This is a genomic window from Candidatus Tectomicrobia bacterium (assembly GCA_016192135.1).
GTDB lineage: Bacteria > UBA8248 > UBA8248 > UBA8248 > UBA8248 > 2-12-FULL-69-37.
This window is the reverse complement of record JACPUR010000038.1, coordinates 97025-115950: the sequence shown is the minus strand read 5'-3', so window position 1 is coordinate 115950 and position 18926 is coordinate 97025. Positions and strand designations below refer to the sequence as shown.

The window sequence follows — 18926 nt, the reverse complement described above, 5'->3', positions numbered from 1 at the left end:
GATCAGCGTCGGGCCAAGGATACCCATGCGTTATATCGGCAGCCGGAGGGGGAGACTTTAGGGAAAATTCGAGGGAATTTTTATTCCTGGCCGGGCAGGGCGCCCACCTGGGCCAGAAGGGAAAGCCCGTCCGAGCTGACCCAGTATTCCACGATCCGGTCCGACTCGATGCGCAGGAAATCGCACCCGCAGAAGGCCACCTCGGTGCCGGGCGGGGCCGTCGCCCCCCGGATGCCCCCGGCGTAGCGGCCCCGGCCCACCCAGCGGGCCGCCAGGACGGCGCCCTCGGCGATGGGCCCGGCCTCCACCGAGACCCGCAGGTCCGGGATGAGCGTCCGGGACATCTCCACCATCTGCCTCATGCGGGCCGGGCCGACGACGTCGTAGGGGACATCGGGCCTCACCGGCGGCCAGCGACCCACGAAGCGGGGCGAAACCACCTCCACAATCAGCCCCAGGTCCCCGTTCCAGATGTCGATCCAGCGCTCGTGGATTTCCTTGAACTTCTCCATCGCGCCCGGCCACAATTGGCGGCGGGTTTGCCGTTCTCCGTCTCAGGCTTCCACGCGCTCGACCGGGCGGCCTGACCCGGCCTCGCCGATGACCTTCCCGCCCTCCATTACCACCTGGCCGCGGACCAGCGTCATCACGGGCGCGCCCTTCACCTTCCAGCCGTTGAAGGGCGTCCATCTGCACTTGGAGACGATGTCCTCGTCGCGGAGGACCTCCTCCTTCTCCATGTCCACGAGGAGGAGATCGGCGTCCGCTCCGATCTGGATGCTGCCCTTGCGGGGATACAGGCGGAAGAGCCGGGCGGGCTGCTCGCAGCAGACGCGCACGAGTTGGTTCAAGGTCAGGACGCCATCGCTCACCGCGTTCAGCATGAGCCGTACCGTGGTGTCGCAGCCCGGGATGCCGAATGGGGCCTTGTGGATGTCCTTGACGCCCGCCTCCTTCTTGGCGCGGGGGAAGGGGCAGTGGTCGGTGCCGATGGTGTCCACCATGCCCCGGCCGAGGGCGCCGCGCATGCCCTCCACCACCTCGGGCTCCCGGATGACGGGGGTGAACTTCACGAAGGGCCCCGACTTCTTGAGGTGCTCGGTCGAGAGATAGAAGTACTGCGGGCAGCTCTCGGCGTAGATGTTCGCGCCCCGGCGCCGGGCGTCCCGGATGGCCTGGAGCAGCTTGGGCTGGCTCACATGGGCCACGAGCACCGTGCAGCCCGTCAGCTCGGCCAGGGAGATGGCGTCCAGGGTGGCCACGGTCTCCGCCTCGGGGTTGCGCCACTCGGTGATGCACATGTAGTCGGTGCGGCCCTCGGCGTCGATCCGGGCCTTGGCCTTCTTCAGGATGGAGTCGCTCTCGCAATGGAGCATGACCACGCCGCCGAAGCTCTTGACCTCGCGCATCACGTCGAGGAGCACGCCCTCCGAGAGGTCGGGCACGCCGTGGAGCTCGCAGATGAAGCCCTTGAAGCCGAGCGCGCCACCCTCCCACATGGGCCGCAGGTGCTCGAGGTTGTCGAGGTCGATGCCGCCGAGCTGGCCGTAGTCCACCACGGCGCGGGAGCGGATGTACTCGGTCTTCTCCTCGAGGATCTTCCGGGTGTAGACGAGGGGCTCGCTGCGGTGGTGGTCGATGACGGTGGTGATGCCCCCCCGGGCTGCGGACTTGGTGCCCTGGGTCCAGTCCTCCCGGTCGGTGAAGCCGGGGTCCATCATGTGGACGTGCTCGTCCACCATCCCAGGCATGAGATAGCGGCCGGCGGCGTCGATCTCGCGCCGGGCCCCCGCCTCCTTTTCCTTGGTGATGGCCGCGATCTGGCCGCCGTCGACGTAGAGGTGCCCCCGGTAGGTCCCAGCGGGCGTGACGATCCGGGCGTTGGAGATCAGGAGATCGGCTTTCATCGGGGCGTCCTCTGGGAATGGCTCGGGGCAGGCGCGGCGGGGGAAAATTCACCGCTTCCTCATAACAGCCTACTGAAGCCGTCGCGTTGGCCTTTGTATGTGGGCCGGTGACGCGTTTTTCGTAGGGGCGTACGGCCGTACGCCCCTACAGGTTCATCGCGCCAATGGCGTCAGGCCACCAAATTTCAGAACTGGCATCCTCAATCCTTGCCGGGCGTTTCCTCCCGGGCCTCGACGGGCAGGTCGCGGCCCAGCACCACGACGACGGCGTGCCGTCCGGCCGGCTTCCCGGCCTGGAGCCTCCCCCTGCGCCCGAGGAGGCGGCGAATCTCGAGGGCGGCCTTCTCGGACCCTTCCGCATAGTAGATGACCGTCCGGGGATGATCCAGGCGGTCCGCGTCCGCCACCCGGGCGACCTCGACGCCCTGCCCGCGCAGGCGGGCGGCCCAGTAGGCGGCCTGGCCGCCGAAGCCGCTCCCGTTCAGCACCTCGACGCCCGCCCCGGCAGGGGCCTTGGGGGTCACTGGCAAAAGGGAAGGCGCGGCCGGCGGGAGGCCGGCCGGCCCCGCCGGGGGCAGGGTGCTCAGGGCGTCCTCGCCGGGGCGGGAGGCCATGCGCCCGGGCTCGGAGGAGAGGATGTCCTCCCCCTGGGCGGCCGGGGCCGGAGAAGCCGGAAGAACCCAGAGCGCCGCGGCCACGCCGAAGGCCGCCAGGCGCCGGACGGAAATCATCGCCGCCTCCACCGGTACTTTACGCGTGCTTGACAAATCGGCGGAATGATCCCATTTCACTTGCGCCCTCGCAAGAGGACGGCGGGGCGGGATATTTTGTCATCCCGGCTTTGGGCGAGATACGGTCTAATTTTCTTTTGGTGCATAACTCATTGATGTTCATCTTCCTTAGGCGAGTCGCGCTGACCTGGATCCGGCCGGGCTGACTCCCCCCTTCGGAGTTGCCGGGGATGCTCGCCTCTGGTTCCGGGGCGAGTGGCCCACGACGACATAAGAGCCCTTATGAGACCTCCGAAGACGAACGGCGCGCCTCACAACGAGGGATTCTCGCGCCTCGCCCCGCACCTGCTGGCCGTGCTGGGGGTGGTGTACGGGGACATCGGGACGAGTCCCCTCTACGCCGTGCGGGAGTCCTTCCTCGGCGAGCATGGCCTCTCTCTGACGCAGGCCAACATTCTGGGGGTGATGTCCCTCATTTTCTGGTCCCTCATCCTGGTTATTTCAATCAAATATCTCGCCTTCGTCCTCCGGGCCGACAACCACGGGGAGGGAGGCATCCTGGCCCTGATGGCGCTCGTGATACAGAGGCAGGGGATCACCGGCCGGCGCCGGTATGCATTGAGCGCGCTCGGGCTGTTCGGCGCCGCCCTCCTCTACGGGGACAGCATGATCACCCCGGCCATCTCGGTGCTGAGCGCCGTCGAGGGCCTGCACGTGGCCACGCCCCTGTTCGAGCCCTACGTGATTCCCATCTCCCTGGCCATCCTGGTGGCGCTGTTCCTGCCCCAGCACCGGGGCACGGAGCGGATCGGGTTCCTCTTCGGGCCCGTGGTCACGATCTGGTTCCTCACCATCGGCGCCCTCGGCGTCGTCTCCATCATGAAGTCGCCCCAGGTTCTGCTGGCAATCGATCCGCGCTACGCCTTTCGTTTCCTCATGGCCCATGGCCTGGAGGGCACCGGGGTGATTGGCGCCATCTTCCTCGTGGTCACCGGCGGCGAGGCCCTCTACGCCGACATGGGGCACTTCGGGAAGCGGCTGATACGGATGGGCTGGTTCGGCCTCGTGCTTCCGGCCCTCGTGCTCAATTACCTGGGGCAGGGGGCACTGCTGATGCGGAGCCCCGACGTGCTTCCCAGCCTTTTCTTCCACATGGCCCCGCGGTGGGCTCTCTACCCTCTGGTCCTCCTCGCGACGGCGGCGACGGTCATCGCCTCCCAGGCCGTCATCTCGGGCGCCTTTTCGCTGACCCGTCAGGCGATCCAGCTCGGCTACTCCCCCCGCATGACCATCCAGCACACCTCCCCCGAGGAGATCGGGCAGATCTATGTCCCGGTCGTGAACTGGGTCCTGCTGATAGGGACGATCGCCCTCGTCTTGGCGTTCCGGCGGTCGGGCAACCTGGCTAACGCCTACGGCGTGGCGGTGAGCACCACCATGCTCGTCACGACCGTCCTGCTGTATTTCGTCGTGCGCGAATTCTGGAGATGGGGGGCTCTCCCGGCGCTCATCCTGATCGGAGCCTTCCTGATCGTGGACATGGCCTTCTTCGGGGCGAACATCGTCAAGATCGCGTCGGGCGGATGGTTCCCCCTCACGGTCGCCGCCGCCGTCTTCGCTTTTATGACCACTTGGGCGCGCGGGAGAAAGTACTTGAGCGACAAGCTCCGCGAGGAAACCCAGTCGGTCGATGAGTTCCTCGAGACGATCCGGAAGAGCCCGCCCGTCCGCGTGCCCGGCATCGCCATCTACCTCACGGGCAATCCCAGGGGCATCCCGGCGACGCTGCAGCACAACCTGGCGCACAACAAGGTCCTGCACGAGCGGGTGATCCTGCTCTCGGTGATCGTGGAGGAGATCCCCGCCGTCAATTGGAGAGAGCGGGCGCAGATGGAAGTGGTCGCGGACGGCATGTACCGGATCAAGCTCCGCTACGGCTTCATGCAGGACCCGAACGTGCCGACCGCCCTGTTGCAGATCGATTTCAAGGATTTCAAGTTCAGGGAGGGAACGCATTCCTACTTCCTCGGCAAGGAAACCCTCCTCATCGGGCGCCAAAGGGCGTCCGGCATGCCGCGCTGGCGGAAAGAACTCTTCATGTTCATGTCCCGCAATTCCCGCAGCGCCGCGCTCTACTTCCGGATTCCTTCCGACCGCGTGGTCGAATTCGGTGTTCAACTCGAAATTTAAGGTTCTCCCCCCAGCCATTCGCGGGTGTGCCGCGCCACCTCCGCCGGCCGGGCCGCCAGCCGCAGGCGCAGCGCCTCCAGGGCGGCGGGGGAGTCCACGTCCTCCCAGCGGTCCAGGACCGAAACCTCCGCCTCCAGCGCCAGCAGCTTGTGCACCGTGGCGTCGAACACCCCTTCCGTCCCCCAGGCGATGCCCTCGAAGATCTCCCGCCTCGGCGCGCTCAGGCCGATGAGGTAGTAGCCGCCGTCCCCGGCGGGCCCGATGGCCGCGCGGACCGGCTTCGAGGAAGGCGCCGCGAGCGCGTCGAAGGCGTCGGCCAGGATGCGCGCCGGAAGGTCGGGGAAATCCGTCCCGATGAGGACGGCCGCCGCGCTTTCCATGAGCGCCCGCTCCAGCGCCGAGGCCATCCGCGCCCCCAGGTCGGCTCCCGCCTGGGCCCGGTGACGGAAGGGCCCGGGGAGCCAGGCGGAGAGGGGGAGGGCGGAGGCGTCTTCTCCCTCCCCGAGCGCCCATTCGGCCACTAGCCCAAGGCCCGGCCGCGCCGCCCGAAACTCCCGCGCCAGCCGGGCGGCGTCCAGGAGGAAGGCCTCGTAGAGCCCGGCCGCGCCCTCCGGGCCCAGGAGGGGGGAGAGGCGCGTCTTCACCTGGCCGGGGCGGGGCGGGCGCGCGAAGAGGATGAGGCACTCGCGGGGTGTCACCGTCTCTCCCTCGCCCTGGCCGGCCGCGCCGCGGTTGCGCCCGAGGCGGGACGCGGGTGGATTGCGGCACCTTCCCTCGCAGCCGGCATGCGAAGCCTCCCTTCATGGCGTTTCAGGGCCACCCGCTCCGAAAATAGGATGCAGATGAAAATCGGTCCAGCGTGGACGGATTTTCGCGGAATTCGCCCGTTACGCGAAGGCCCGCCTGGCATAGAAAGCCGCCGAAACTCGAACCCCCCTCCGCGTGTTAGTAAAGACACACCCGAAGCCTCGGCCCCCGGGCGCGAGGCGCGCCGCCCCATCCGACCGAGGAGAACGGCATGAACCGCGCCATCATCGACCTGTACGACGAGTTCCGGCACACCCCCATGCCCCGCCGGGAGTTCATGAGCCGGCTGACCCAACTGGCCGGGGGCGCCGCGGCCGCCACCTCCATCCTCCCCTTGCTGGAGGGTAACGCCGAAGCCGCCAAGGTCGCCCCCGATGACCCCAAGCTGCAGGCGGGAGAGGTCAGCTACCCGGGCCCGGCGGGCCCCGTGAAGGCCTACCAGGCCCGGCCCAAGGGAGCGGGGGCCCTCCCCGCGGTGATCGTCATCCACGAGAACCGGGGCCTGAACGACCACATCCGCGATGTGGCCCGGAAGGCCGCCGTGGCGGGCCTCCACGCCATCGCCCCGGACCTCCTCTCCCGCAAGGGCGGAACCCCGCCCGTCCAGGAGCAGGCCATCGCCGCCATCCGCGACCTCGCGCGCGAGGACGCCCTGGCCGACCTGCGCGCCGGAGTGGCATTCCTCAACAAGTCCCCCCAGGTCGCCGGGGGTAAAGTGGGAACGGTCGGCTTCTGCTGGGGCGGGGCGATGGTGAACCTCCTCGCCGCGAACGAGCCCACCCTCGACGCGGCGGTGGCCTTCTATGGGTTCCCGCCCGACCCCGCCGTGGTCCCCAAGATCCAGGCTCCTCTCTTCCTCATCTACGCCGGGAACGACAAGCGGGTGAACGAGCGCGTCCCGGCCTACCTGGACGCCCTGAAGAAGGCGGGGAAGAACTTCGTCTCGGAAACCTACCCCAACGTCGAGCACGCCTTCCACAACGACACCGGCGGCGCCCGCTACAACCAGAAGGCGGCCGATGACGCTTGGGCGAAGACGGTGGCCTTCCTGAACAAGCACCTGAAGGGTTAGACAGCGGCAGTTGGCGCGAAAGGGAAGGGGGGAGCCGGTGGGCTCCCCCCTTTTTTGTGTGGCGCACGTGGCCGCCCTTGTCTCGCAGGGCAGGCGCAGGGGCCTGCCCCTACGGGGCATATCGCGCGGCCGCATCCGTATGGAGCGAGGCATGCCTCGCCCCTGCAATCTTCCCCCTTCACGGCCGCTTGACGATCCATTCCTCCTCGAGGCCGCAGCCGCTCTCCCGGAAGAGGGCCGAGATGGGGCAGCGGCCCTTGTGCTGGCGCTTGAGCTCGGCCACGCGCTCCTCGGGCTCGTCCGTCACCAGGGTGATCTTGACCTGCACATGGTCGAAGTTGGGGCTGATGCCGTTGTCGGCGTCCTTGGCCCCGCGCGGGTCGGCCGTGCCCCGGACCTCGATGGACTGGTCCGAATAGCGGAACTTCAAATCCTCGGCCACTTTATGGGTGACGATGGTGACGCAGGCCGCGAGCGCCCCCAGGGCCATCTCCCGCGGGGTGGGCCCGGCATCCTCCCCTCCCGCCGCCTTGGGTTCGTCCGCCATCCAGGCGAGGCTCCGGGCCTTGAGCTCCACCTTGCAGTTCCCCTTCCACTGCGCCCGGACGCGGCGCTCCTGCTTCGCCATCACGGTATCGGTCGTATTGGCCATGCGATCCCTCCTACGCAGCCGAATCAGGATTCCGCCAGGATTTTTCCCGCCTCATGACCCCCCCCGGGCCGCCCGCTTTATATGCCGGGGAAGCGCCGCCTATCCGAACACCACTGCGGCGCGCCCGGTAATCTCGTTCTTTTCAAGCATCTGGAAGCCCTTCTCGGTCTCCTCGAGCTTGAAGGTCTCGGTGACGACGGGCTTGATCCGCCCCTGGCGGACGAGTTCCAGGGATTGCCGGAGCTCCAGCATCGAGCAGTAGCGCGAGCCGTGGATCTCCTGGCCCCGGCTGAGGAGCTCCAGGGGGTCCACCGTGAAGCTGGGGGAGACGCCCTTGTAGGCAGCCGGCGGCCGGAAGCCCACGATGACCAGCTTTCCGCCCCGGGCGAGGCAGGCGAGGCCCGCCTCCAGGGTCTGCCTGGTGGCCACGTAGTCGATGTAGGCGTCCACTCCCTTGCCCTGGGTGAGGGAGAGGATTTCCTCCACCGGGTCGTTCTTCGAGGGGTTCACCACGGCGAAGGCCCCGAGCCGGGAGACGGTCTCGAGCTTCTTCTCCGAGACGTCCACCCCGATAACGTGCCCGCCGCACACCTGGGCCATCTGGACGGCGTGGATGGCCACCCCGCCCCCCGCCCCCACGATGGCCACCTGATCCCCGGGCTTGATCTGGGCCTCGGCCACGCAGTTGTGGTAGGGGGTGCAGATGGCGTCCGCCGCCACGCAGGCATCGAGGGCCGAAACCCCCTCCGGGATCTTGCAGAGGTTCACGGCGGGGAGCGTCATGTATTCGGCATAACCCCCGTCGTGGGCCAGCCCCACGTAGCCCCGGAAGTCGGGGCAGAGGGTTTCCCGGCCGCTCCGGCAGAAGTTGCAGTTGTGGCAGGTCAGGTAGAAGTGGGCCGTCACCAGGTCCCCGGGCCGGACCACCTGGACCTCGGACCCCATCTCCACCACCTCGCCCGCGATCTCGTGCCCCATCGTCCGGGGGTAGTGGCTGATGAGCCCCGGGGTCTTCCGCATGATGACCAGGGTGAGGCCCAGGCCGGTCGCCCGGAGCCGGATGAGGGCCTCGTTCGGGCCGGGCCGGGGGACGGGAACCGTCTCCAGCTTGAAGCTCCCCCCCAGCTCGTGGATACGCATGGCGCGCATGGTTTCAGGCATTCCCCGCTCTCCCAAGAAAGATGACGATGTCCGGCCGATGAAGGCTCAGGATGATATCCCAATCCGCGGACCGAAGCGCAAGCCCGCCCCGGTTCCGCCCGCCCGCTCGAATCGGCGCGCAACATGAAAGTGACGCCGGAACAGCCCGTTACACGATCTGCGCATGTCCTTGACGTTACAGGTCGGTGGGAATTTCGGTCGGCAGGGCCTGGGCCTTCAGCCGGATGGCCTCCCGCCGCCGCCGCATGTAAAGGGCCTGGCGGCCCGTCTCGACCCGGATGCGGTTGTGGAACCCCGTCCGGCAGGAGTCGGTGCAGAAGCGCTTGCGGTGCATGGCGTCCAGGAGGAACAAGCGGGCGCAATTCGGGCACTTCTTCAGGCGCTGGGGCTCCAGCCCGGACAGGAAGCGGGCGACGGCGAAATGGAGCAGGAACTCCAGGTCGAAAGTGAGGGGGCGGAGGAAGACGCTGTCCTCGGCGTCCCGGGTGGGGGAGAGCACGCGGTCGAGGCGGAAGCGCATCCCCCGGGCCTGGGCCAGGGCGGCGTTCAGCAGCTCGATGTCCTTGGGGGCGAATTTCCCCTCCCCGGCGATGTCCCCCAGTATCCGTCCGAAGCGCCCCCGCAGGAACTCCACGTTCCCGAAGGTGACCCGGGCGCCGTTGAAGGTGAACTGTTTGAGGGACTCCTCCTCGTCCTTGGCGAACGTGAAGGGGAGCACCCCCTCGCGGCGGAGGAGGTCCAGGCAGGAGGCCTGCCAGGTTTCCGGTTCGAGGGGGGCGTTGCAGAAATCGAGGATGGGCGAGCAGGGGCGTCCCCCGCCCGGGGCGGCGGCGGTCCCCGGGAAATCCTTCCTTTTCCGACCGCTGCGGCTTTCCTTCAAGGCTCTCTCTTTCGGATTGGAGCGCCTCAGACGCGCTCATCCACGGGAGAGTGACGAGGACTTCCGCAATTCGGGCATCGATCCCGGAACGGTACCACCTTGCCGCAGGCCGGGCAACGCATCTCGATGGGGCTCTGCTTGAGCTTTTCGGCGGAGGCCTCCAGGTGATCCTGGAAGCTCGGCCCCCCCAGAAGGCGCCGCAGCCCCCGGAAAAAGCCCGGCCACGCCCCGGCCATCGCCCCGTCTCCATGAAAGGAACGCCGGGCGGGAATGTATCACATCCGGCGGGGGCGGGGATGCCTCCCTGAACACCCTCCGTCCTCGTGCTAGGATGGCCGCGGGGCGTGTGGCCCCGCCAGGAGGCATTCACCGTGTTCTTCCGGTTGTTTCTTCTCTTCACCGCGATTCCGCTCCTCGAGCTGATGATCCTCATCGAGATCGGCGGCCGGATCGGGATGCTCGCCACCCTCGGCATCGTCATCCTCACCGGGGTGGTGGGGGCCTGGATCGCCCGGCTCCAGGGGCTCTCGGTGCTGAGGAACATCCAGCGGGAGATGGCCGAGGGGAGGGTCCCCGCCGTTCCCTTGGTGGACGGCGCCCTTGTGCTGGCGGGCGGGGTCCTCCTTCTCACCCCGGGGCTCCTCACGGACCTGATGGGGCTCTCCCTCATGGTCCCCGCCGTCCGGGCCTCCATCCGGCGCTGGGCCATGGAGCGCCTCGAGCGCTCCGTCCGCGAAGGCAAGGTCCGCTTCTACCACCATGGCTGACGCCCGGCGGTTCGACCCCCGCGAGCCGGCCGGCGAGGCCGATTTCCGCCGCCTCCTGGAGGAGGCGCTCGGCCCCGGCGCGGCCGGGAAGCCGGGAGAGCCGCTCCTCCTCCCCCCCGGGTGCCGCGCCTGGCTGGCGGGCCCGCCGGGCGCCGCCGCCGGCTTCGCCCGGACGGCGCCGGACCGGGAGACCCGGGCCCGGGGCCGCCTCTGCCTGGACGCCCTCTTCGTCTCCCCGTCCCGCCGCCGGAAGGGCATCGGGAAGACCCTTCTCCGTGCCGTGAAGGAGGCCGCCCGCGAGGAAGGCCTGGGCGGCGTCTGGGGGTATTTCCAGGAAGAACTTCCGGAAGCTTTCCTCGCCGCGACGGGGGGCCGGAGGCTCCGGACCCTGCGCCTTTTCCGCCGGGGGGATTTGGAGAGCGTACCCTATCCGCGCCTCCCGCCGGGCTACGTCGTCCGGCCCCTGGTGCCGCCCGCCGACCTGGAGCCCGCCGCAGGGCTCTACAGCGCCATTTTCTCGAAGATGTGGAACTTCAGGCCTCACGCCGGGCGGGACATCGCCGCCTGGTTCGAGGAGGAGGACGCCTCGCCCGAAAACTGCCTCCTGCTCGATTCGCTGGCGGAGCCCTCGGGGTTGATTGGCATGGCGGTGCTCGCGGTGGACCCCCTCCGCCTCCGGGCCGGGGACCGGACCGCCTACGTCCCCGATATCGGGGTCCGGCCCGAGTACCGGGGAAAGGGGTGGGGGAAGGTTCTCATCGGAGCCGCCGCCCACAGGGCGCGCGAGTTGAAGCTCTCGGCCCTGGAGCTCATCGCCGACGACGCCGACATTCCCGTCACCGCCTTCTACCGGCGGATGGGTTTCGAGGAGCGGGGGGCGTTACAGGTGTACGAGTGGGAGGCGTAATCTTTCTTTCGTTCAAGAGAGCATCTGTATTTCTCCCCCTCCCTCCGGGAGGGGGTAGGGAGAGGGAAAAGCCATCGAGAAGGTTTCCCCCACCCCGACCCTCCCCCACGCCCCAAAGAACTCGGGGGAGGGGAAAACAAGCAAGATCTCCTACCGCCGATCCGCTAACAATTTCGGCAGGATCTCGCCCCGGGGCACTTCCTCGCTGCGGCTTTCTTTCATGTGCTTCAGGTTGACGACGCCCTTGTCGAGCTCCTGGTCCCCCAGGATGAGCACATAGGGCGCCCCCGAGCGGTCGGCCCGGCGCATCTGGCTCTTCATGCTCCCCCCGCCGAAAGAGAGGTCGGCCCGCAGGCCGCCCCTGCGGAGCTCCCCCGCGAGCGCGAACGCCTCGGCGGCGGCCCGCTCCCCCAGGGGGACGATGAAAGCGTCGAGCGCGGGAGCCGACCCCTCGCCGGCCCCGCCGATGAGCTGGAGCAGGCGCTCCATCCCGATGGCGAAGCCGATGGCGGGTGCCGGAGGGCCGCCCAGCTCCTCGACCAGCCCGTCGTAGCGCCCCCCGCCACACACCGCGTTCTGGGCGCCGAGGTTCGCGCTCGTGACCTCGAAGACCGTCAGGCGGTAGTAGTCCAGCCCGCGCACCAGGCGCGGGTTGACCTCGTAGCGGATGCCGGCGCCCTTCAGATGCCCGCACACGGTTTCTAGGTGCTTCCGGCAGGCCTCGTTCCAGAATTGGTCGATGGTCGGGGCGCGGGCGATGATGGCCTGGTGGTCCGGGTCCTTGCTGTCGAGGAAGCGCATGGGGTTGCGCTCCACCCGGGCCTCGACCTCGGGGCCCATGCCCTTCGTCTCCCGCCGGAGGAACTCCTGCAAGGCCCTGGAGTAGGCGGGGCGGCTCTCGGCGTCCCCCAGGTTGTTGATCTGAAGGGAGAGATCCTTCAGCCCCGCCGCCGAGAGGAAATCCGCCAGCATGACGATGACCTCGGCGTCCACCGCCGGGTCCTCGGAGCCGAAGGCCTCGGCGTCGATCTGGTGGAACTGGCGCAGGCGCCCCGCCTGGGGGCGCTCGTAGCGGAACATCGGGCCGATGAAGAAGAGCTTGGCCACGCCCGGCTGGTTGTAGAGGGCGTGCTGGACGTAGGCCCGGCAGATGGAGGCCGGGGCCTCGGGACGCAGGGTGAGGGACTCGCCCCCCTTGTCGTCGAAGGTGTACATCTCCTTGTTGACGATGTCGGTCTCCTCGCCGATGGAGCGCGCGAAGAGCTCCGTCCGCTCGAAGGCCGGGATGCGGATCTCGCTGTATCCGTAGCGGGCGAAGATCTCCCGCGCGAGGCCCTCCACCCGCTGCCAGCGGGGCGTCTCCTCCGGCAGGATGTCGTGCACCCCGCGCACCGAGGTGATCTTCGGCCTTGCCACGTCGTCCTCCGCGCGGCGCCGCTCAGGCGGGCGCCGAAATCCCGTAGGCCAGCTCGGCCAGCCGGGGCAGGGCCTCCCCCGAGGGCGCCTGGACGCACTCGTCGAGGAGTCCGCTCAGCTCGGTGGGCTCGGGGTTGATCTCGAGGACGAAGGCGCCGCCCTTCCGCGCCAGCAGCGGCATCGAGGCCGCCGGCTGCACCACGGCGGAGGTCCCCGCCACGATGAGGTAGTCGCACTCGCTCACCGCGAGCATGGCCGAGCGCAGGTTCTCCGGGTCGAGCATCTCCCCGAACCACACGATATGGGGCCGGAGGAGCCCCCCGCAGCGCCCGCAGACCGGGGGCAGGGGCGCGATGGGCACCTGGCGGTTCTCCCGGGGGAAGAGCGCGTCCTCGCAATCCATGTCCGAGCAGCGCACCCGCCAGATGTTCCCGTGCAGCTCGACGAGGTTTTTCGTCCCCGCCTCGCGGTGCAGGTTGTCGATGTTCTGGGTCACCAGGGTGAAGCGGGGAGCCCGCTCCTCGATGGCCGCGAGGGCGTAATGCCCCGGGTTCGGCTTGAGGGGGGCGAGCACCTCGCGGCGCCAGTTGTAGAACTCCCAGACGAGCTTGGGGTCGCGGACGAAGGCCTGCACGCTGGCCAGGGACATGGCGTCGTGGCTGCGCCACAACCCCCCCGCCCCCCGGAAGGTGGGCACGCCGCTCTCGGCGCTCACCCCCGCGCCCGAGAGGGCCACGATCGAGCGCGCCTCCCTGAGCCTTTCGACCGCTTTCTGGCTGAACATCCCGCCTCCCTGGGCCTCCTTCGGCGAGAGGAAAGTAGTCCATCGGGGGCCGGGAGGCAAACCTGCGCGCGCCCCGGCCCAGGCGGCACGGTACGGTTGACACCCCTACGGCGGCCTCCTAATGTCCCAGCCACATTATCCCGCTCTCTCGGAGGCGAAATGGCGCGAACCGGCTCCCAGGTCCTGCTCGACGCCCTCCGGGCGAACGGAGCGGAGTACCTCTTCGGCATCCCGGGGACCCTCACCCTCCCCCTCTACGACGCCCTGATCGATCAGCCGGGCATCACCCCCATCATCACCCGGCACGAGCAGGGGGCCGGCTTCGCGGCGGACGGCTACGCCAAGGTTTCGGGGAAGACGGGCGCCGTCTTCACCGTCCCGGGGCCGGGCGGCACCAACCTCGCCACCGCCCTCCAGTCGGCCCGCGAGGACGCCGTGCCCGTGGTGGCCGTCACCTCGGCCCTGGCCGATAAGATGCGCGACCGCAGCGCCATCCACGACGTGGACATGGAGCGCGCCCTCGATCATGTGGTGAAGAAGGTCCTCGTCCCCGGCTCCGTGGCCGGCATCGCCCCCGCCGTCGAGGCCGCCTACCGCTGGGCCAGGGCCGGCCGCCCCGGGCCCGTCCAGGTGGTGATGAAGTCCGACCTCTTCTCCGCCGAGGAGGAGCGGGTGCTCCGCGCCCCCGAGTTCCCCCAGCCGGATCCCCTGCCCAAGGCGGACGAGAAGGCGCTCGACCAGGCCGCCTCCATGCTCCGCGCCGCGAAGCGGCCCGTCATCTACGCGGGTCAGGGGGTGGTGATCGCGGGCTGCGAGCGGGAGGTGCAGCTCCTGGCCGCCCGGCTCGGGGCCCCGGTCGTGACCTCGATCAAGGCGCGGGGGGTGCTCTCGGAGCGCGATCCGCTCTCCTTCGGCCTCTATCACTTCGAGGGCTGCGAGGAGCTGCTGCGGGAAGCCGATCTCTGCCTCGCCCTGGGGACGGGCTTCGGCCAGTTCGCCACTTCCTACTACAAGACGCCCATCCCCAGGAACATGATCCAGGTGGACGTGGACCCCCAGCGCATCGGGCGCAACTACCCCGCCTCGCTCGGCGTCCTGGGGGACGTGAGGGAAGCCCTGCAGGGGATCCTCAAGCGCCTGGAGGATATTGGGGAGGCTCCGCTGGGGGAGGGGCACGTGCGCATCCGCGCCGGGCGGCGGCTCTACGCCGAGCGGCTGGCGGCCTTCCTGGCGAAGCCCCATGCGCCGCCCTTCCACGGCCTCTTCGTGATGAAAACCGTCCGGGAGGCCATGCCGCCCGACACCATCTTCCTCTCGGACTCCTCGGCCACCCAGAGCTGGCTCATGGAGCAGGCGTTCGAGATATACCGCCCCAAGAGCATCCTGCTGTCGGAGGCCTACCAGTCCATGGGCTACGCCCTGGGCGCGGCCATCGGGGCCCGCCTCGGCGCGCCCGAGCGGCCCGTCTGCGCCATCATCGGGGACGGGAGCTTCACCATGGTCTGCGGGGAGCTCGCCACAGCCACCGCGCTCAACCTCCCCATCACCTTCCTCATCTTCAACGACGGGAAGTACGGGGCACTGCGCCACTCCCAGACCCACGTCTTCGGCGGGCGCTACATCGGCACCGACCTCAACAACCCCGACTTCCCGACGCTCGCCCGGGCCTTCGGCGCCAAGGGACACAAGGTCACCTCCGCCGATAGCCTCCGCGGAGCCCTCAAGGCTTCCCTCCAGGAAGGGGGCGTCCACGTCGTGGACTGCCCCATCGCGCCCGACGTTCTCTCCACGCGCTGGGAGCGCGCCGCCCGGACCTTCAGCGCCGCCGGGAGGCCAGGCGGAAGCTGAGCCGTCCGCGCGGGACACTCCGCCAAGCCGCGCGCCAGTGCGCGGTAAACCCCCCGCCGAGGTTTTCTACGGAAAGGCAGTGCGGGATATCCCTGGCCCGTGCCCCATCCCGCCTTTTTCCCCGCGAAAATTGACCATTTGTCACCGGCCTTGCCATCGCCGATCCGTCCGCCTCTGACAAAATGTTCTTTTGCCGCGGGGCCCGCGCGGCAGCACGCTTGAAAAATCAGTGCGTTCCGGCGCCGAGGCGGTTGGCACGCCGCTTGCTATTTAGAGTGGTGCTGGTCGGGGCGTTCTAGGCGGCACGTCTCGATTGGCAGGCGGATGGAGCAGTCGATCGGGTCGGCTCTCCTCCGCCACGCAATCATCGATGTTTATGCCGAACCCTTTATACCGCAGGACCCCTCCCGGAGACGGGAGGGGATTTTTTTTGCGCGGACATCCCGCAGGCGCTTCTCGCGGCATCAGATGCGCGCTCACGGCTTAGCGGCGGGATTCTTCCGGACGGATATCTTCGCGCCGGGGGGCTGGCTAGACAGCTCGTGCACCAGGAGGGTGTAGCTCCCCTCGGCGAAGGTGAACGTCCACGGCTCGCCGGGCGGCAGGGAGCGAGTGCCCAGGTCGGCGCCCCCCGCCGCGATCGCGGCCAGCCGCAGGCGCACCCTCTCTCCTTCGATGCGCGCGGCGGTGAGGAAGAGCCGCCCCGGCACGATCTCGACCGCAGTCCCCAGCGGGAAGAGCTGCTCTTCCATCACGGGCTCGGCCGGGGCCAGCTTCCCGAGCTTTTCCGAGAGCTCCGCGGTCCGGCCCTGGAGCTTCGCGGCGCGGTCCTCGAGGGTGCGGTTCTCGGCCCGCAGCCGGGCGATCTCCTGCTCGCGCGCCCGCGACTCGCCCGCCAGGGAGGCCTTCTCGGCCATCCGTCCCTCCTGGACGTTCACGTAGAACAGCCCGAAGAGGCAGGCCCACAGGGCCGAGAGCCCGAAGCACCACCACACCAGCTTTCGGCGGGAGTAATAGACCGTCTCGGATGGAGGGCTCATTCGTCTTCCTCGGAGGCGTCCGTCTCGTCCGCGCTCAGGGGGCCGCGCGGACGCCAGGCCGTCCAGCGGCCCGGGGAGGCCGCGGGCCAGGACGCCGCCATCTCGTAGCGGACCATCTCGCCGCCCCGGCCGATGGGCCCGCCGGCGGTTTCGAGGCGGGCCATCCCGCGCCGCCAGGGCCGGTACACCCCGAGCGCGTGCTGGCGCGCCCGGGTCTCCCGCCAGTCCCGGGGAGGCGGCCCGCCGCCGCGCCAGGGTGAGGCGATGATCGCCGGGGGCCGCGCCCGCGAGAGCCAGTCCAGCACGTCCCGGCGCTCGAGCAGGCTCTCGGGCAGGCGGATCACATCATATCCTCGGCCGGGCAGGGTATCCGCGTCAAAAGCGCCCGAGACCCGCCCCGCGAACAGGAGCCACCGGGCCTCGCCGTGCGTCACTTCGAAGGCCGAGGCTCCGCCCGGCCACCGCAGGAGCCGGAGGCGCGCCGGTGGAGAAGATGTCTCCCACGCCACCCGGGGCGCGCCCGTCACGCCCGGGGCGCGGCGCCCTTCGCTCTCCAGGAAATCCGGGCCGAAGGTCCGCGCCAGCCGCATGGCGGAGCCGAGCTCGCGCGCGGCGAGGGGTGCCGTCGCCGGCGAGAAGGCGAAGAGGGCTTCCCACGACGTGCCCCCCTCCCGCCGAAGGAGAGGGGCCACCACGTTCCTCCAGGTGTCGAAGCCTCCGCTCGCGCCTCCGGCGTCCACGGCGAATCCCCGGCCGTCGGGAAGCCGCAGGAGGAAGATGTCCGCCCGGCCTCCGTCCGGAAGGAGGAGGGCCGTCCGTCCCGTCGCGGCGGCCCGCCCCCCGAAGGACAAAGGGGAGGGGAGCAGCATCCAGAGGACGGCGGCGGCCGCTCCCGCCCAGCCCGCCCTCCGCCACGCCGCGCGCCGGGCGCCGAGGGCCGCCAGGAAGGCCAGGAAGAAGCCGAGCATCAGCTCCCGGGAGGGCGGCGGCACGGTCCAGGAGCCTCCGGGCAGGGCCGCGCCCCACCGCGTGAGCAGGATCATCGCCCGCGCGAGGAGGGCCAGGAGCGCGTCGAAGGGAAGGAGCAGAATTTCCAGGGCCTGGGGCAGCAGGGCTCCGGCCAGGGCGAAGAGGAAGGCCAGGGGCACGGCCAGCGAGGCGATGGGGATCAGGAAGAAGTTGGCCGCCAGCCCGACGGGATGGGCCTCCTGGAAGTGCCACGCCGTCAGGGGCGCGACCGCTGTCGAGACCACGAGCTGGACCCAGGCGAACTCCTTGAGCCAGAGGCGCCAGCGGGGCTTCCGCCCGCCCTCCCCCTCCGGCTGGGCCAGCGGCCCGCGCCGGACGGAGAGAATGATGGCCGTCACCGCGACGAAGGAGAGCTGGAAGCCCGCGTCCCAGATGAAGGCGGGCTCGATGAGGAGGATGAAGAGGGCCGCCAGCAGGACGGAGTGCAACGCGCCACCCTTCCGCTCCAGCACGCGCGCCGTCAGGTAGGCCACGCCCATGATGGCCGCCCGCACGGTGGACACCCTCGCCCCGCTCAGCAGGGCGAAGAGCACAATCATGGCAATGGTGCCGAGCGAGGCCGCCTTATCCGGGGTGAGGACCACCGGGCGGTAGGGGAACCACGCCGGCGGGAGCCGGCGGGAGGTCCGCCTCAGGACGAAATAGAAAAACGCCGCGATGAAGCCCACGTGCAGGCCGCTGATGGCGAGGAGGTGGGCGGTGCCCGTCAGGCGGAACGCCGCCCGGATTTCGGGGTCCAGCTCCTCGCGGACGCCGATCGTCATCACCTCCAGCAGGCCCGCCGCGTCCTCGGGCAGGGCGGACCGGAAGTGAGCGCGCATCCGCTCCCGCACCCCGAAGAGGGCCCGCCGCCACGCGGCCTTTTCCCGGGATTCGAGCCGGGCGACGGACCGGGGATGCGCGAAGCCCGTCGCGTGCACCCCGAGGAGGCGCATGAACTCGCGGTAGTCGAAGCCGTCCGGGTTCAGGTAGCGGCGGGGCGGGTAGAGGCGGACGCCCCGGATGAGGACGCGATCACCCACCTCCAGGGGCCGCTCCAACGCGGAGGAGAGGGTGATGCGGGCGGCGCCCCGGGCGGGGACATCCACCCCCCGGACGACGAGGCGCTCCACCTCCACCGTGAGCCGGGGGCGGCGGCCGCCGCGCCCCTCGCTCCGTTCGGGGGGCTGCGCCAGGTGCCCGATGAGGTTGATTCTTCCATAGGGGAGATTCTTCAGGAGGTGGTGGGAGGGGACCATCCAGCGGTGGAAGGCGGGCACCGCCGCTCCCGCCAGGGCGCCCGAGGCCGCCAGGAGGAGGGGGAGAGCCGCCTTCCCCAGCCCCGGGAGCCTCCCTTCGCTCATCCGGGCCGCCAGGGCCCCCAGGCCGAGCAGGAGCGCCGCCGCCAGCGCCGCGCCCGCCTGGCCCGTCCCGGCCGGGACGGCCTCCGCGAGGAGGGAGCCCACGTAGCCCAGCGTCAGGAAATCGAGAGGGTGCAAGGCGGCGGGTTCCTCTCCGTGGGCTTGCCGGCCGTTTCAGGCATCCGATTAGGGAATCCTATCACGCGGGTGCGGAAGACTCTGCCCCGGCGGGATATCCGTAGGGGCGGCCCCCCCCACCCCAAGCGGCGGGCCGCTTGGGGACCCCGAAGTAGCCGCCCCCGAGGGGGCAGGCGCAGGGGCCTGCCCCTACAGCCAGGGAACGTCCCTGCTCTCGAGGGCGATTCACCTCCCTTGAGGCCCCCGGCCGGCCATGC

The 18926-nt window shown here is 69.7% G+C and carries 16 protein-coding genes; 5 read left to right on the top strand and 11 right to left on the bottom strand.

From position 1 onward, the window contains the following. Positions 1-80: 80 nt before the first annotated feature. The 3 genes from HYZ11_16205 to HYZ11_16195 form a co-directional block, all read right to left on the bottom strand. Positions 81-512 carry an ester cyclase gene (locus tag HYZ11_16205; protein MBI3129150.1) on the bottom strand — a complete coding sequence of 144 codons (432 nt, stop codon included), beginning with the start codon at positions 510-512 and terminating at the stop codon, positions 81-83. 42 nt (positions 513-554) lie between these two features. Beyond that, positions 555-1907 (bottom strand): amidohydrolase family protein, encoded by a 1353-nt coding sequence (locus HYZ11_16200; GenBank protein ID MBI3129149.1) that lies wholly within the window; start codon positions 1905-1907, stop codon positions 555-557. A 200-nt stretch (positions 1908-2107) separates the two neighbouring features. Continuing rightward, positions 2108-2638: a LytR C-terminal domain-containing protein gene (locus HYZ11_16195; protein ID MBI3129148.1), complete on the bottom strand. Its 531-nt coding sequence runs from the start codon at positions 2636-2638 to the stop codon at positions 2108-2110. 282 nt (positions 2639-2920) lie between these two features. Between HYZ11_16195 and HYZ11_16190 the strand changes: the two genes are divergently transcribed. Beyond that, the gene (locus HYZ11_16190; GenBank protein ID MBI3129147.1) at positions 2921-4828 is read left to right on the top strand and encodes a potassium transporter Kup; all 1908 of its coding nucleotides are present in this window, start codon (positions 2921-2923) and stop codon (positions 4826-4828) included. Here HYZ11_16190 and HYZ11_16185 read toward each other — a convergent pair. Continuing rightward, complete coding sequence (locus HYZ11_16185) at positions 4825-5526, bottom strand: TIGR04282 family arsenosugar biosynthesis glycosyltransferase (GenBank protein ID MBI3129146.1); 702 nt, start codon at positions 5524-5526, stop codon at positions 4825-4827. The genes HYZ11_16190 and HYZ11_16185 overlap by 4 nt on opposite strands. Positions 5527-5846: 320 nt before the next feature. On the opposite strand from HYZ11_16185, the gene HYZ11_16180 reads away from it, so the two are divergent. Continuing rightward, positions 5847-6707 carry a dienelactone hydrolase family protein gene (locus HYZ11_16180; protein MBI3129145.1) on the top strand — a complete coding sequence of 287 codons (861 nt, stop codon included), beginning with the start codon at positions 5847-5849 and terminating at the stop codon, positions 6705-6707. Between the two features lie 178 nt (positions 6708-6885). On the opposite strand, the gene HYZ11_16175 is transcribed toward HYZ11_16180, so the two are convergent. The 3 genes from HYZ11_16175 to HYZ11_16165 form a co-directional block, all read right to left on the bottom strand. Next, on the bottom strand, positions 6886-7359 hold the full coding sequence (locus tag HYZ11_16175; GenBank protein MBI3129144.1) for an OsmC family protein: 474 nt from the start codon (positions 7357-7359) through the stop codon (positions 6886-6888). A gap of 99 nt (positions 7360-7458) precedes the next feature. After that, on the bottom strand, positions 7459-8520 hold the full coding sequence (locus HYZ11_16170; protein MBI3129143.1) for a zinc-binding dehydrogenase: 1062 nt from the start codon (positions 8518-8520) through the stop codon (positions 7459-7461). A gap of 175 nt (positions 8521-8695) precedes the next feature. Continuing rightward, entirely contained in the window at positions 8696-9400 is a 705-nt protein-coding gene (locus HYZ11_16165; protein MBI3129142.1) for a hypothetical protein, read from the bottom strand. Positions 9401-9771: 371 nt separating this feature from the next. Between HYZ11_16165 and HYZ11_16160 the strand changes: the two genes are divergently transcribed. Then, positions 9772-10167, top strand: a complete 396-nt coding sequence (locus HYZ11_16160; protein ID MBI3129141.1) for an FxsA family protein — start codon at positions 9772-9774, stop codon at positions 10165-10167. Further along, positions 10160-11074, top strand: coding sequence for a GNAT family N-acetyltransferase (locus HYZ11_16155; protein MBI3129140.1), 915 nt, complete (start codon positions 10160-10162; stop codon positions 11072-11074). Before HYZ11_16160 ends, HYZ11_16155 begins: the two co-directional genes overlap by 8 nt. Positions 11075-11224: 150 nt before the next feature. Here the strand turns inward: HYZ11_16155 and HYZ11_16150 are convergent, their stop codons facing one another. Further along, entirely contained in the window at positions 11225-12490 is a 1266-nt protein-coding gene (locus HYZ11_16150) for a histidine--tRNA ligase (GenBank protein ID MBI3129139.1), read from the bottom strand. Between the two features lie 22 nt (positions 12491-12512). Beyond that, complete coding sequence (locus HYZ11_16145) at positions 12513-13274, bottom strand: NAD-dependent deacylase (GenBank protein MBI3129138.1); 762 nt, start codon at positions 13272-13274, stop codon at positions 12513-12515. A 159-nt stretch (positions 13275-13433) separates the two neighbouring features. Here HYZ11_16145 and HYZ11_16140 point away from each other — a divergent pair, with 159 nt between their 5' ends. Continuing rightward, positions 13434-15122, top strand: a complete 1689-nt coding sequence (locus HYZ11_16140; protein MBI3129137.1) for a thiamine pyrophosphate-binding protein — start codon at positions 13434-13436, stop codon at positions 15120-15122. Between the two features lie 476 nt (positions 15123-15598). Here the strand turns inward: HYZ11_16140 and HYZ11_16135 are convergent, their stop codons facing one another. Together HYZ11_16135 and HYZ11_16130 are read right to left on the bottom strand one after the other, a co-directional pair. Further along, positions 15599-16162, bottom strand: coding sequence for a hypothetical protein (locus HYZ11_16135; protein MBI3129136.1), 564 nt, complete (start codon positions 16160-16162; stop codon positions 15599-15601). Continuing rightward, positions 16159-18669 carry a ComEC family competence protein gene (locus HYZ11_16130; protein MBI3129135.1) on the bottom strand — a complete coding sequence of 837 codons (2511 nt, stop codon included), beginning with the start codon at positions 18667-18669 and terminating at the stop codon, positions 16159-16161. The genes HYZ11_16135 and HYZ11_16130 overlap by 4 nt, the downstream gene beginning before the upstream one ends. Positions 18670-18926: the final 257 nt, after the last annotated feature.